At 60.3% G+C, this 13,727-nt stretch carries 12 protein-coding genes and 1 pseudogene; 4 read left to right on the plus strand and 9 right to left on the minus strand.

What is annotated here, in order from left to right; genetic code table 11:
* Nucleotides 1-223 precede the first annotated feature (223 nt).
* The gene (locus AC3IX4_RS04395) at nt 224-1,084 is read right to left on the minus strand and encodes a MurR/RpiR family transcriptional regulator (RefSeq protein ID WP_371924738.1); all 861 of its coding nucleotides are present in this window, start codon (nt 1,082-1,084) and stop codon (nt 224-226) included.
* 214 nt (nt 1,085-1,298) lie between these two features.
* Here AC3IX4_RS04395 and zwf point away from each other — a divergent pair, with 214 nt between their 5' ends.
* Genes zwf through AC3IX4_RS04410 form a run of 3 tightly spaced genes read left to right on the plus strand, consistent with a single transcriptional unit; the run spans nt 1,299 to nt 4,163 of the window.
* Nucleotides 1,299-2,768, plus strand: coding sequence for a glucose-6-phosphate dehydrogenase (gene zwf / locus AC3IX4_RS04400; RefSeq protein WP_489259408.1), 1,470 nt, complete (start codon nt 1,299-1,301; stop codon nt 2,766-2,768).
* A complete protein-coding gene (gene pgl, locus AC3IX4_RS04405) occupies nt 2,755-3,468 on the plus strand; it encodes a 6-phosphogluconolactonase (protein WP_489259409.1) in 714 nt (237 codons plus the stop codon). The genes zwf and pgl overlap by 14 nt, the downstream gene beginning before the upstream one ends.
* A 17-nt stretch (nt 3,469-3,485) precedes the next feature.
* On the plus strand, nt 3,486-4,163 hold the full coding sequence (locus AC3IX4_RS04410; RefSeq protein ID WP_489259410.1) for a bifunctional 4-hydroxy-2-oxoglutarate aldolase/2-dehydro-3-deoxy-phosphogluconate aldolase: 678 nt from the start codon (nt 3,486-3,488) through the stop codon (nt 4,161-4,163).
* A gap of 71 nt (nt 4,164-4,234) precedes the next feature.
* On the opposite strand, the gene AC3IX4_RS04415 is transcribed toward AC3IX4_RS04410, so the two are convergent.
* From AC3IX4_RS04415 to AC3IX4_RS04430, 4 genes and pseudogenes are all read right to left on the minus strand, one after another.
* Nucleotides 4,235-4,423 carry a hypothetical protein gene (locus tag AC3IX4_RS04415; protein ID WP_489259411.1) on the minus strand — a complete coding sequence of 63 codons (189 nt, stop codon included), beginning with the start codon at nt 4,421-4,423 and terminating at the stop codon, nt 4,235-4,237.
* Between the two features lie 9 nt (nt 4,424-4,432).
* On the minus strand, nt 4,433-5,629 hold the full coding sequence (locus tag AC3IX4_RS04420; RefSeq protein WP_489259412.1) for an aminotransferase class V-fold PLP-dependent enzyme: 1,197 nt from the start codon (nt 5,627-5,629) through the stop codon (nt 4,433-4,435).
* Between the two features lie 16 nt (nt 5,630-5,645).
* Nucleotides 5,646-5,876 (minus strand): DUF3820 family protein, encoded by a 231-nt coding sequence (locus tag AC3IX4_RS04425; RefSeq protein WP_489259413.1) that lies wholly within the window; start codon nt 5,874-5,876, stop codon nt 5,646-5,648.
* A 201-nt stretch (nt 5,877-6,077) separates the two neighbouring features.
* Nucleotides 6,078-6,248 (minus strand): annotated as a pseudogene (locus tag AC3IX4_RS04430) (IS30 family transposase); the annotation flags it as partial.
* Nucleotides 6,249-6,426: 178 nt separating this feature from the next.
* Here AC3IX4_RS04430 and AC3IX4_RS04435 point away from each other — a divergent pair.
* Nucleotides 6,427-6,618 (plus strand): hypothetical protein, encoded by a 192-nt coding sequence (locus AC3IX4_RS04435; RefSeq protein ID WP_489259414.1) that lies wholly within the window; start codon nt 6,427-6,429, stop codon nt 6,616-6,618.
* Between the two features lie 794 nt (nt 6,619-7,412).
* Here the strand turns inward: AC3IX4_RS04435 and AC3IX4_RS04440 are convergent.
* The 4 genes from AC3IX4_RS04440 to AC3IX4_RS04455 are packed head-to-tail and all read right to left on the minus strand — an operon-like array spanning nt 7,413 to nt 13,717.
* Nucleotides 7,413-8,798 (minus strand): heavy metal sensor histidine kinase, encoded by a 1,386-nt coding sequence (locus AC3IX4_RS04440; RefSeq protein WP_489259415.1) that lies wholly within the window; start codon nt 8,796-8,798, stop codon nt 7,413-7,415.
* Nucleotides 8,773-9,450 carry a heavy metal response regulator transcription factor gene (locus AC3IX4_RS04445; RefSeq protein WP_489259416.1) on the minus strand — a complete coding sequence of 226 codons (678 nt, stop codon included), beginning with the start codon at nt 9,448-9,450 and terminating at the stop codon, nt 8,773-8,775. Before AC3IX4_RS04445 ends, AC3IX4_RS04440 begins: the two co-directional genes overlap by 26 nt.
* A gap of 8 nt (nt 9,451-9,458) precedes the next feature.
* Complete coding sequence (locus AC3IX4_RS04450; RefSeq protein ID WP_489259417.1) at nt 9,459-12,557, minus strand: multidrug efflux RND transporter permease subunit; 3,099 nt, start codon at nt 12,555-12,557, stop codon at nt 9,459-9,461.
* Complete coding sequence (locus AC3IX4_RS04455; protein ID WP_489259418.1) at nt 12,554-13,717, minus strand: efflux RND transporter periplasmic adaptor subunit; 1,164 nt, start codon at nt 13,715-13,717, stop codon at nt 12,554-12,556. Before AC3IX4_RS04455 ends, AC3IX4_RS04450 begins: the two co-directional genes overlap by 4 nt.
* Nucleotides 13,718-13,727: the final 10 nt, after the last annotated feature.

Here is a 13,727-nt window from a genome sequence, read left to right on the forward strand (position 1 = left end):
ACAAAGGAAAAACCAAGGCGGGCACCATGGGGCTCATGCGATCTGTTGGCAGGCACCTAAGGGTTCACCCCTGAGAATGAAGGTTGGGAGGCCGTATCAAGGCTTCCAGGCGCTTGCCTTGGGTTTTGTGCTGTTGCCCAAATCGAGCGCCGCCCGCGCGGCGCATTCCGGCTAAAGCCGCACACAGGAACTGTGTCTTTCAATGCCTTATCTGACTGCCCCCTCAATTGAACTCGTCGTCGACCGGGTAACGGCTGGCGTTGAGGCTTTCCTTGATTTTGCGCAGGTGCGGCTGGAAGTCCACGCCTCGGCGCAGGGTCATGCCAGTAGCGAGTACGTCGAGCACGGTCAGTTGAATGATGCGCGAGGTCATCGGCATGTAGATGTCGGTGTCTTCGGGCAACGGGATATTCAGGCTCAGGCTGCAGGCCTTGGCCAGGGGCGAGTCGGCCGCGGTCAGGCCTAGCACCGAGGCGCCGTTTTCGCGGGCCAGGCGGGCGACTTCTACCAACTCGCGGGTGCGGCCGGTGTAGGAAATGATGACAAACAGCTCGCCGGTGTGGGCCACCGAAGCCAGCATGCGTTGCATCAGTACGTCGGCATGGGCAGACACCGCCAGGTTAAAGCGGAAGAATTTGTGTTGGGCGTCCAGCGCGACCGGTGCCGAGGCGCCGAGGCCGAAGAAGTGGATCTGGCGGGCCTGGATCAGCATGTCGACGGCGCGGCTGATCAGGGCAGGGTCCAGTTGCTGGCAAGCGCTGTCGAGCGACGCAATGGCGCTGCCGAAGATTTTTTGCGTGTAGGCCGCCGGATCATCGTCGGCTTCCACCGCACGGCTGACATAGGCTGCGCCGCTGGCCAGGCTCTGGGCCAGTTGCAGCTTGAGTTCGGGATAGCCGCTGACGCCGAATGAACGGCAGAAACGGTTAACAGTGGGCTCGCTGACATCGGCAGCGCGAGCCAAGGCTGCAATGCTGAATCGGGTGGCTTGCTGAGGGTTTTGCAAAATGGCTTCAGCGACTTTGCGCTCGGCCTTGTTCAGTTCTTCAAGACGGCCCTGGATATGCTCCAGGAGGTTGCGCACGCGGTCCATGTAAGGTCCTTGGGTCGAGGATGCAGCCGGCGGGCAGGCGCGGCCAGGCTGCTTTTCACGGGTGGCCTATCGTACTGATGGCGTGGTGGCTTAACCACTCGAATCTACCGATGGGGGAAAATGTTGTGGTTATTACTACATTTTCCCTTGAAGGGTCGCTTTAAAAAAGGTATTTCTAGTCTAACTTGATAAAAGAACAAACATCATGCCATCGATAACCGTTGAACCTTGCACGTTTGCCCTGTTCGGGGCGCTGGGCGATCTGGCGCTGCGCAAACTGTTCCCGGCCCTTTATCAACTGGATCGCGCCGACCTGCTGCACGCCGACACGCGCATCCTGGCGCTGGCCCGCGAGTCAGGTGAGGCCAACCAGCACTTGGCGAGCATCGAGCAACAATTGCGGGCTTACGTCCAGCCGGCGCAGCTGGAAGAGCCATCACTGCAACGTTTTCTGGCCAGGCTTACGTACCTGCGGGTGGATTTCCTGCAGGCTGACGACTATCGCGCCCTGGCCGAAACCGTCGGCGACAGCTCGCCGCTGATTGCCTACTTCGCCACCCCGGCTGCGGTGTACGGCGGCATCTGCGAGAACCTGTCCAAGGTCGGTCTGGCTGAGCGTACCCGCGTCGTGCTGGAGAAGCCCATCGGCCATGACCTGGGCTCTTCACGGCGAGTCAACGATGCGGTGGCGCAATTCTTCCCGGAAAACCGTGTTTACCGGATCGACCACTACCTGGGCAAGGAAACGGTCCAGAACCTGATTGCCCTGCGCTTCGCCAACAGCCTGTTCGAAACCCAGTGGAACCAGAATTACATCTCCCACGTGGAAATCACCGTGGCCGAGAAAGTCGGCATTGAAGGTCGCTGGGGCTATTTCGACCAGGCCGGGCAACTGCGCGACATGATCCAGAATCACCTGCTGCAGCTGCTGTGCCTGATTGCGATGGACCCACCCAGCGACCTGTCGGCCGACAGCATTCGTGACGAAAAGGTCAAGGTGCTCAAGGCGCTGGCACCGATCACTGCCGAAGGCCTGGGTACCCAGGTGGTGCGTGGCCAATACATCGCAGGCTACAGCGAAGGCAAGCCGGTGCCGGGGTACTTGGAGGAAGAGAACTCCAACACCCAGAGCGACACCGAAACCTTCGTGGCGCTGCGGGCCGATATCCGCAACTGGCGCTGGGCAGGCGTGCCGTTCTACTTGCGTACCGGCAAGCGCATGCCACAAAAACTGTCGCAGATCGTTATCCATTTCAAGGAACCGCCGCACTACATCTTCGCCCCGGAGCAGCGTTTGGAGATCAGTAACAAACTGATCATTCGCCTGCAACCGGACGAAGGTATTTCCTTGCGGGTGATGACCAAGGAACAGGGCCTGGACAAGGGCATGCAGCTGCGCAGCGGCCCGCTGCAACTGAATTTCTCCGACACCTACCGCAGCGCACGCATCCCCGATGCTTACGAGCGGTTATTGCTGGAAGTGATGCGTGGCAACCAGAATCTATTTGTGCGCAAAGACGAAATTGAATACGCGTGGAAATGGTGTGACCAGTTGATCGCCGGGTGGAAAAAGGCCGGTGATGCACCCAAGCCTTATGCGGCTGGCTCCTGGGGCCCGATGAGTTCCATTGCACTGATAACCCGAGATGGGAGGTCCTGGTATGGCGATATCTGATCTGCAACTACCCAAAGCCGTGCAGGCGCACGATTTCGCAGGCCCTACGGAGCTTGCGCAGGCGTTGGCCAAGCGCGTGGCGAAACAGTTGCGTGAAGCGATCAAACAGCAAGGCGTCGCCACGTTGGTGGTGTCGGGCGGTCGCAGCCCCGTCGCGTTCTTCCAGAGCCTGGCGCATGAAGCGCTGGACTGGTCGAACGTGGTCATCAGCCTGGCTGATGAGCGTTGGGTGCCGACCGAGCATCCTGACAGCAATGCGGGGCTGCTCAAGCGTTATTTGCTGGTCGGCCCGGTCGCCAAGGCGCGCTTTATCGACCTGTATGGCTCCAAGGTGTCCCAGGAGGATGCCGCCCAACAGGCCGACCAGTTGCTCGCCGACCTGCCACCGATTGACGTCTTGGTGCTGGGCATGGGCGATGACGGTCATACCGCTTCGCTGTTCCCGGGTAGCCCGAACCTGGCGCAAGCCTTGCTTGCAGATGGTAAGCAGCATTGCCTGCCGATGATGGCGCCCACCGTGCCACACCAGCGCTTGAGCATGACGCTGCCTTTGTTGGCCTCGGCACGCTTGAAGATTCTATCCGTGCAGGGCCAGGGCAAGTTGTCCACCCTGCGCACCGCGCTGGCCGGCAAGGACATCGCCCAGATGCCGATCCGCGCGTTTCTTAATACCTCTCTAGAGATTTACTGGTGCCCATGAGCCAAGGATCAGCCGCTATGTCAACGCTCGAAAACCAACAGGCGCTGCAAAACCGCATGGAGGAAAAAACAGCCCGGATCGATGCCATTTGTGCCAAGGCCCGCATTCTGCCGGTGATCACCATCGCCCGTGAGGAAGACATTCTTCCGCTGGCCGATGCCTTGGCCGCCGGTGGCCTGACCACGCTGGAAATCACCCTGCGTTCCGAGCACGGGCTGAAAGCCATTCGTGTGTTGCGCGAGCAGCGCCCGCAACTGTGTGTCGGTGCGGGCACTGTGCTGGACCGCAAGATGCTGGCCGAGGTGGAAGCCGCCGGTGCCCAGTTCGTGGTCACGCCGGGCTGTACTCAGGACATGCTTGAGGCGGGTGTAGAAAGCGCCTTGCCGATGCTGCCGGGGATCAGCAGCGCTTCGGAAATCATGATGGGTTATGCCCTCGGCTATCGACGCTTCAAACTGTTCCCAGCGGAGATCAGTGGTGGCGTGGCCGCGATCAAGGCCTTTTCCGGGCCGTTTGGCGAAGTGCGCTTTTGCCCGACGGGTGGGGTCAATCCAGGCAACCTGAAATCCTACATCGCACAGCCAAACGTGATGTGCGTGGGCGGTACCTGGATGTTTGAAAGTGCCTGGGTGAAGAGCCGCGACTGGGCGCGCATCCAGCAGTGCAGTGCAGAGGCCTTGGCGCTGTTCGACTGATACCAGAATCGTTGTGTGCTTTACGGCTTTAACGGTGCGCTCGGTCGGCGCACCGTTTTTTTTGCCCGCCGTTACTGCTGTTGCTGCTGCTGTTGCTGTTGCTGTTGCTGTTGCTGTTGCTGTTGCTCCTGCTCCTGCTCCTGCTCCTGCTCCTGCTCCTGATCTTGATCTTGATCTTGATCTTGTTGTAGGAGCCGAGCTTGCTCGCGATGAAGGCGCCGCGGTCTATCTGGCATACGTGGTGATCTCATCGCGAGCAAGCTCTGCTCCTACACATACAGCCGGCGGGTCAGGGCCTTTAGGGCGTTTACCAAGGCCTCGATATCAGCAGGCGTGGTGGTAAAGCCTGGCGTCACACGAATACACGGCCCACACGCCGAGCCCTCCCGGGCGACGGTCAGCAGGCTGTATTCCTCGAGCAGCCGCTGCGCCATGCGGGGGTGATCCGTTTCGCGGGTAAACCGAAATGAGCTGATCCCGCAGTACAAGCGTGGATCATCCGGCGTCACCACTTCGATACCGTCCAAGTCCCGGACCTGGCTGACCCACAGGTCGCGCAGGTATTTCAAACGCTCGCCCTTGGCCTTTGGACCGCCCATTTGCCGATGCTCCTCGAAGACCGTCGCCAGCGTCATCCAAGCCGGGATGTTCGGCGTCCCGTAGGGCACCCGGGAGAGGATGACGTCTGGGCGATAGTCCAATGCGGCCATATCCGGGTCGATGTCTTGCAACCGGCCCGATGCGATGTAAAGCACGCCAAGGCTCAGCGGTGCGCCGATCCACTTCTGCAGGTTAAAGGCTGCAAAGTCGACGCCCAGCTCCTCCAGGCGAAAATCCAGCTGCCCCAGCGCGTGTGCGCCGTCCAGGATGACATCGACGCCATAGTGGCGGGCGCGTTCGGCGATGGCTTTGACTGGCATTACCAGCCCCGTGCGGTGGGTGACGTGGGTAAGCACCATCAGCTTGAGGCGTGGGTACTGCTCGAAGGCTTGCTCATACCCTTGCACCAGGCTTTCGTAGGTGGCGGGGTGGGTGTGCGTGACCTCGATCAATTCCACGCCTCGGCTACGGGCCAGCCATTGCATGGTGTTTTGAACGCTGTCGTAGTCCAGGTCGCTGACCAGCACCTGGTCACCGGGTTTCAAGGCGTTGTAGTTACGGATCAGCGTCTGCACCGAGGCCGATGCGCTTTGGGTCAATGCCACCGTGCGCTCGGGCACTTCCAACAGCTGTGCCAGTGCCGTATGAGCCGATGGCGCGTCCACTTGCTCGAAACGTTGGCGTACATGGACGGAATTGCTGCGGTTGATGAATTCGATGTGCTGCTGGTAGACCTGCGCAACGCGGCGGGTCATGCGCCCGAAAAAAGCGTATTCGAGGTTGATCGGGCCGGGTGCGACATCGAAGCGGGCCGCGATTTTCTGCCAGTGGTCTTCATCACGGGCCAGCTGGGAAGCTTCGGTCATGGCATTGGGCTCGTTTTCAGGGGCGGGGGCGGGCGTATTTTTTACGCAGCGGGTCGAGCAAGGCCGACAAACCGTTGTGGTCGATTTCCTGCATCAGGGCCAGCAACCCTCCCAGTTCTCCGTGGGGGAAACCTTGGCGAGCAAACCAGTTCAGGTACTCGCCCGGCAGGTCTGCAATGACGCGACCCTTGTATTTGCCGAAGGGCATCTGGCGGGTCAACAGCAGTTCGAGTTTTTCTGGATTCATGGGCACAACCTTGCAAGCGACAACGGCAACCTACAGGCATTCTGCACGAAGGCCAATTGACAGTTCATGCAGAAAGAACGAGTACAGTCTTTGGCTTAAAAATTAACTGATTGATATTTATAGATATTTTATCGATGGCGGTCGCTGGGGCCGAGTGCAACACGGCTATTGAATTGAAGTTGGAGCAGCATGATGCATGCCCATCGCTGCGCTGAATCCCTCGACTGCCGAGGTCGCGGTGGCATCGCGCATTTTTACCAGGATCAGATAACCGCTGGTGCGCTCAACAAGTGTGCCGACCGCCGAGGCATTGTCCTTACCTTTGATCAGGTCGCCTTCCCAGTGGCCGGGCATTTGCCGTTCTTCGATCTCTTCCTGAGTGGATGCCGCCGCGAAATCTTTGTATCGGGGGGCGAGAACCTAAACTCAAGGTCCGTGTCTGATGAGGGTGGAATTCAATCGCCGGGAGGCATCATGTTTATAAGAAAGAAAAATTTTATGGTTGTTGCTGTTTGCGCCCTGATGCTTGCGGGGACAACCATGCTGCCGGGTGAGCTATCGCTCGTCTCCTCTGCTGAGGCCGCAAACGGTGGTGGTGGTGGTGGTGGTGGTGGCCATGGTGGTGGTGGTGGTCATGGTGGTGGCCATGGCGGCGGTAATGGCGGCGGTCACGGTGGCGGTACTGGCGGTGGCGCCGGTCATTCCGGTGGCTCGGCCGGACATGGCATTGGCAAGGGGCTAAGCAGCGATCACGCCGGGAAAGCCGTTCGGGATAGAGGCGACAGCGGCAAGCATTACGGCAGTACGCGCAATGATGACAATGGCCATGGTTCGGTGACATCCGGCGTGGCACATGACAGAGATACCCGGGGGTTGTCCAAGGCGACTGCGATCTCTCGCACCACGCCAAGCGATCACAATACCAAAGGCCTGCGTAATGCTGGCGCCTCAAGCAGCAAGAACGACCGCTGACGGTTGGTTTTGACTCGTGGGTGCCAATGCCGGTCAGTTGAGCAATTTGAGCGATCAATACCCTGTGGGCGCGAGCCTGCTCGCGATGGACTCAAGGATGGCGCGTTTATTCAGACAGTGCGCGTTATCCTTAACGTCTATCGCGAGCAGGCTCGCTCCCACAGGTTCTGTGTTTTAACTGACCGACATTGGGGCAGGCGCCCTCGTCAGTGTTGGGTTTGGGCGTCCTGTCCTGACCTTCGAAATAAGTCTGCGGAGTACGCGAAGCGGACTTTCTCTGCCATTCCTCATGGCCATATTTCCCTCTAAGTTGCGTTGTCCATCAGGCGCTGTGCTGTCTGTCATTCACGCCGGCATCGGCAAGCGGGCAGCTGAATTCGGCAACAGGTCAAGACCTCAAGATTCAGGCCGATAGAGTCAACAGGTGCATAGGGTTGCGCCCGGTTGCAGGCATTCCTGAACAACCTGGGCCTTGAAGGGTTTCGGGTAAGAGCTTCGTTGGCGCATGGAAATCCTGTCGGTTAAGCCCTTTGGTGATCGGTGAGGCGGCACCGTTTGCAACAGTCAACCCGGCAAGTTAATGCCAAAGGTATTGCTACCGGGTTCGCTATGAACAAACACCGTCCCCCCATGCATCAACGCAATCGCCTTGACGATAGCCAACCCCAGCCCATGATTGCCACCGGTATTGGAACGCGCAGCATCCACCCGGTAAAACCGCTCAAACAACATCGGCAAATGCTCGCGCGCAATGGCAGTACCTGGGTTGGTCACCGCAATGCTGACCTGGCCCTCTTCGGCACGAATATCCACATGAATCACCTGTTGCGCCGCCGTATGCTGCACCGCGTTGTTCAACAGATTGATAAGAGCACGTCGCAAGTGAGCCTTCTCAATCCGCACACTGGCATCCCCCCGCACTTCAACCCGTACTTGCGCGTCTTCAAGAATAAACTCCAGATAGTCCAGGGTCGTGGCCACTTCCTGAGCCAGCGACGAGGAGGTCAGTTCGGTAGCCTTGCTGCCCTGATCAGCACTGGCAAGGAACAGCATGTCATTGATGATGCTGCGCAAGCGCTCCAACTCCTCAAGGTTGGATTGCAGCACTTCAAAGTAATGTTCAGCCGACCGCCCGCGCGTCAAAGCCACTTGGGTCTGGCCGATCAAGTTGGTGAGAGGGGAGCGCAATTCGTGGGCCACATCGGCATTGAAAGCCTCCAGCCGCGAATAGGCCTGATCAACCCGCTCCAGCGTGGCATTGAACGCATTGACGAATTGGTCCAGTTCCGGTGGCAGCGGCGACAACTGCAAGCGCCCGGTGTGGCGCGGCGGTGCAAGTTTTTGCGCGGCCTGAGACAGCGCATCCAGGGGCTTGAGGCCGATGCGTGCCACCCAGTAGCCGAGCAAGGAGGCCAGCACCACGCCAATAGCAGCAAGGCTGAGCAAAGCGATCAGCAGGGTGTGCTGGGTCTGCAGAAAAGTGTCGGTGTCGATGGCGATCATGAAACGCAGGGGAGGGCGCTGGTCCTTGGCTGGCAACTCCGTGAGCAGCACGCGGTAGGGATCATCGAGCGACAGGTCGCGCATGCCCAGCGGGCCCATGGCGAAGCGGCGCATCGCGGCATCGGGCTCGCCATACTCGAAGCGCGGGTCGCTGCTGACCACCCAGAAACGGATGCGCTTGTCCTCTTCACTCAGCAGTTTGAGCTTGGTGCGAATCTTGGCCCAGTGTTCTTCGGTGCCATAACGGGTCAGGGCCGATTCGAGCACGCTGTAGCGCGCATCCAGCTCCGCTTCAGGCAGCAACCCCAGGCTCTTGTCGACCTGGCGGTAGAGCGCACCACCAATCAGCAGAAACACCAGCAGCGCCACCAGCGTGAACAACAGGCTCAAGCGCAGTGCGATGGAGTCGGGGAGGCGCCCCTCAAGACGCCCGGTTTTCCAGGACATAACCCATGCCTCGAATAGTGTGCAGCAGTTTGTCTTCAAACGGCCCGTCGAGCTTGGCGCGCAGGCGCTTGATCGCCACTTCGACCACGTTGGCGTCGCTGTCGAAATTGATATCCCAGACCAGCTCGGCAATCGCGGTCTTGGACAGGATCTGGCCCTGGCGCCGGGCCAACACGCTGAGCAGGGAAAACTCCTTGGCGGTGAGGTCCAGGCGCTGGCCAGCGCGGGTAGCCTTGCGACTGATCAGGTCGACCCACAGGTCGGCAATCTGCACTTGCACAGGCTCATGGTTGTTGCTGCTGCGGCGGGTCAGAGCCTGCAGGCGAGCCACCAGCTCGAGAAAGGAAAATGGTTTGCCCAGGTAGTCATCGGCACCTTCGCGCAGACCGTGTATTCGGTCTTCAACCCGCTCGCGAGCCGTCAGCATGATCACCGGTGTCTGCTTGCGTGCACGCAAGGCGCGCAACACACCATAGCCATCCAGGGCCGGCAGCATCACGTCGAGCACGATCACGGCGTAATCACCTTCCAGCGCCAGGTGCAGGCCTTCGATGCCATCGACGGCAACATCCACCGTATAGCCCTGCTCGGTGAGGCCGCGACGCAGGTAGTCGGCGGTTTTCTCTTCGTCTTCAATAATCAGCACGCGCATGATGGTTCTCAATGGGTCTGCGGCTGAGGTTGGGCAACGCTACGACGCCGGTGGAACAGCCGCTCCAGTGTCAAGTATATGACCGGCGTGGTGAACAGGGTCAGGGCCTGGCTCACCAGCAGTCCACCGACCACGGCAATACCCAGGGGTTGGCGCATTTCAGCGCCGGCGCCTTGGCCGAACATCAGGGGCAGGGCACCGAGCAGCGCGGCGAGGGTGGTCATGATGATCGGCCGAAAGCGCGTCACGCAGGCTTGATGGATGGCATCCTCCGGCGATAAGCCCAGCCTGCGCTGGGCATCGAGGGCAAAGTCGATCATCAGGATGCCGTTTTTCTTGACGATGCCGATCAGCAACACGATCCCGATCAACGCCATGATCGAAAAGTCCTGGCCCCATAGCCACAGCAGCAGCAAGGCGCCCAGGCCCGCCGAAGGCAGTGTGGAAATGATCGTCAGTGGGTGCACGAAACTCTCATAAAGCACACCCAGAATGATGTACACCGCCACCAACGCCGCGAGGATCAGCCACGGCTGGCTCGACAGCGAACTCTGGAAGGCTTGTGCGGCGCCCTGGAAAGTCCCGATGATCGAGTCGGGCATGCCCAGCTCGGCCTGGGTCTGGTTGAGAATAGTGACCGCATCGCCCAAGGCGACACCGGGTGCCAGGTTGAACGACAGGTTGGCGGCCGGGAACAGGCCATCATGGCTGATCGAGAGCGGACCCATGGTCGGCGGATCAACCTTGGCCAGCGCCGAGAGTGGCACCATTTGGCCACTTTGCGGTGAGCGCAGGTAAAAATAGTTGAGGCTTTCGGCCTTGCCTCGCTGTTTGGCGTCCAGCTCCAGAATGACTTTGTACTGGTTGGTCTGGGTCTGGAACTCGCTGATCTGGCGCTGGCCAAAGGCGTCATAAAGCGCCTGATCGACATCGGTGGTGGTCAGGCCGAAGCGCGCAGCAGCCTGGCGGTCAATGCTGATATGAGTGACGCTGCCGCCCAGTTGCAAGTCATTGGACAGGTCGCGAAAAGTCGGGATGGCGCGCAAGCGTTCGGTCAGGCGTTGGGTCCAGAGATTGAGTGCATCGCCGTCATTGCTCTTGAGGACGTACTGGTACTGGCTGCGGCTGGGGCCGGAGCTGAGGTTGATATCCTGCCCTGCGCGCAGGTACAGGACGATGCCCGGCACCTTGGACAGTTTGGAGCGGATGCGATCAATGAACTGGCTGACAGAAACATCCCGATCGCTTCGATCCTTGAGGGAGATCCAGAAACGACCGTTGGCGATGGTCTGGTTGCTGCCGGTCACGCCCACCGAATGAGAGAAGGCCTTCACCGCGGGGTCGGCGCCGATGATCTCGGCCAGTGCCTTGTGCTTGGCGACCATGTCCGGGTACGACACATCGGCGGCGGCTTCGGTGGTGCCCAGCACGAAGCTTGTGTCCTGCACCGGGAAAAACCCTTTGGGAATGGCGATATAGCCAACGACCGCCAGGCTCAGGGTCAACCCGAAAACACCCAGCATCAGCTTCTGATGGGCCAGGGCACGGACCAGCAGGCGCTCATACCCACGCAAAAGGCGCTCTCCGAAGGCCGGGCCGTGGCGATGGCCGGGATTGCGCATGAACTGCGCGCAGAGCATCGGCGCCAGGGTCAGCGACACCAGGGCTGAGATCAGGATGGTTGAAGTGGCTGTCAAGGCGAACTCCTTGAACAGCCGCCCGACCACGCCCCCCATGAACAGCAGCGGAATGAACGCCGCCACCAGCGAAAAGCTGATCGAAAGCACCGTAAAGCCAATTTCGCCTGCGCCCTTGATGGCGGCGGTGCGCATGTCGTCGCCGGCTTCCAGGTGGCGATGGATGTTTTCCACGACCACGATGGCGTCGTCGACCACAAAGCCTACCGCGATCACGATGGCCACCAGCGTCAGGTTATTCAGGCTGAAGCCCATCAGGTACATCAGGGCAAAGCTTGCAATCAGCGATACCCCCAGCACGCTGGTCACGATCAACGTGGCCGACCATTGACGCAGGAACATCGCCATCACTGCCACCACCAGCAAGACGGCGATCATCAGGGTCAGCTCGACTTCATGCAGCGAGGCGCGAATGGTTTTGGTGCGGTCGTTGAGCACCGAGACATTGACCGAGGCCGGCAGCATTTCTTCCAGTTTAGGCAGGGCGCCCAGCACCCGGTCGACCGTCTCGACAATGTTGGCACCCGGTTGGCGGAACACCACCAGGTTCAAGCCTTGCTCATTTCCGGACCAGGCCTGGACGTAGGCGTTTTCCGCGCCATTGATCACCTTGGCCACGTCTTTGAGGTGGACCGGTGCGCCATCGCGGTAGGACACGATCAAGCGTGCGTAGTCTTCTGGGTGAAACAGCTGGTCGTTGCTCGACAGGGTCGACACGCTGCCCTCGCCATACAGCGCGCCCTTGGCCAGGTTCAGGCTGGTTTGCTGGATGGCCAGGCGCAGGTCGGCCAGGGTCAGGCCAATGGCCGCGAGTTTTTCAGGGGCGGCCTGGACCCGAATGGCCGGCCGTTGCTGGCCGGTGATGTTGATCAGGCCAACGCCGTCGATCTGGCTCAGTTGCCGGGCCAGCAAGGTTTCGGTGTAGTCACTCAGTTCGTTGGCGGGCATTTGTGCTGAGCTTACGGTCAGGATCAGCACCGGGCTGTCGGCCGGGTTGACCTTGCGCCAGGTCGGCAGGTTGGGCATGTCCTGGGGCAGGCGCCCGGCAGCCGTGTTGATGGCGGCCTGGACTTCCTGGGCGGCGGTGTCGATGCTTTTGTCGAGGGTGAACTGCAAGGTCAGGTTGGTTGAGCCCAAGGCGCTGCTGGAGGTCATCTGGGTCATGCCGGGGATGGCACTGAATTGCACTTCCAGCGGTGTAGCCACCGAAGAGGCCATGGTTTCCGGGCTTGCACCGGGTAGCAGGGCGTTGACCTGGATGGTGGGGAACTCGGCCTCTGGCAGCGGTGCAACGGGCAGGCGTACAAAAGCCAGGACGCCGAGCAGCACCAGGGCCAGGTTCAGCAGGCAGGTGGCAACCGGGTGATCGACGCACCAGGCCGAAATCGAACCTCGACCCTTGATGTTCATGGCTGCCTCCGACTGGCGGCCACTTCTTCGTTATTGGCAGGTTCCGGGGCAATGGCAATGCGGGCCCCCGGCTTGAGCCGAGATTGCCCATCGATCACCAGCACATCGCCTGCGCCGACACCTTCGATGATGTTCTGGTCACTGTCCTGATACAGCACCTTGATCGGCACGGATTCAACCTTGTCGCCCTGCACCCGGTAGACAAAATGCTGGTCAATTCCGCGTTGCACCACCTGTGGCGGCACCACCAGGGCGTCGCGGTCCAGGGCGGTCTGGATTTTTACCGTGACCAGTTGGCCCGGCCAGAGTTTGGCTTGGGGGTTGTCGAATTCGGCCTTGACGCGGATGGTGCCGGTCGTGCCGCTGACCTGATTGTCGATCAGGCTCAAATGCCCCTCGGCCAGCAGCGAGGTTTCATCCGAGCCATCACCGCCCAGATAGGCTTTCACGTGTGCCGGTGACGGGGCAGCGATCAGCTTTTGCAGGGTGGGCAGCAGCTGTTGCGGCAAGGAAAACTCGACACCGATCGGATCGATCTGGGTCACGCTGAACAGGCCTTCAGTGTCAGCGACGCGCAGCAGGTTACCTTCGTCGACATTGCGGATGCCGACACGACCGGTGACTGGAGAGCGAATCTGTGTGTAGGAAAGCTGCACCTGCGCTGCGGCAATCGCCGCTTGGTTGCCCTGGAGGGTGGCGTTGAGCTGGTTGACCAGCGCTTGCTGCTGGTCCAATTGTTGGCGGGAGATGCCGTTGTCCTCGCTGAGCAGGCGATAGCGCTTGAGATCTACACCGGCTACCTGAAGTTGCGCCTGGCTCTGGCTGAGCTGGGCCTGTGCCTGGGCAAGGCTGGCGCGAGTCGAGCGGTCATCGATGGTGGCCAGCAGATCACCGGCCTTGACCCATTGACCCTCCTTGACCGCCAGCTTGGTCAGCACGCCTTCGACTTGCGGGCGAATCGTGACGCTGTGCAGCGACAACACTGTGCCAATGCCACTGGCGTAGCGGGGGACATCATGCTGGCCCACGGATATCACGCGTACCGGGACGGCGGCGACGCTGGCAGGTTTAGTCGTTGTTGGGCGATTGATGACCCAATAGGCCGCCGCCAGGGCAATCAGCAGGCCGACAATTAAAGAAGCTTTCAGAGGGGTACGCATGGATGCGGTG

The organism is Pseudomonas sp. KH_021, assembly GCF_057838865.1.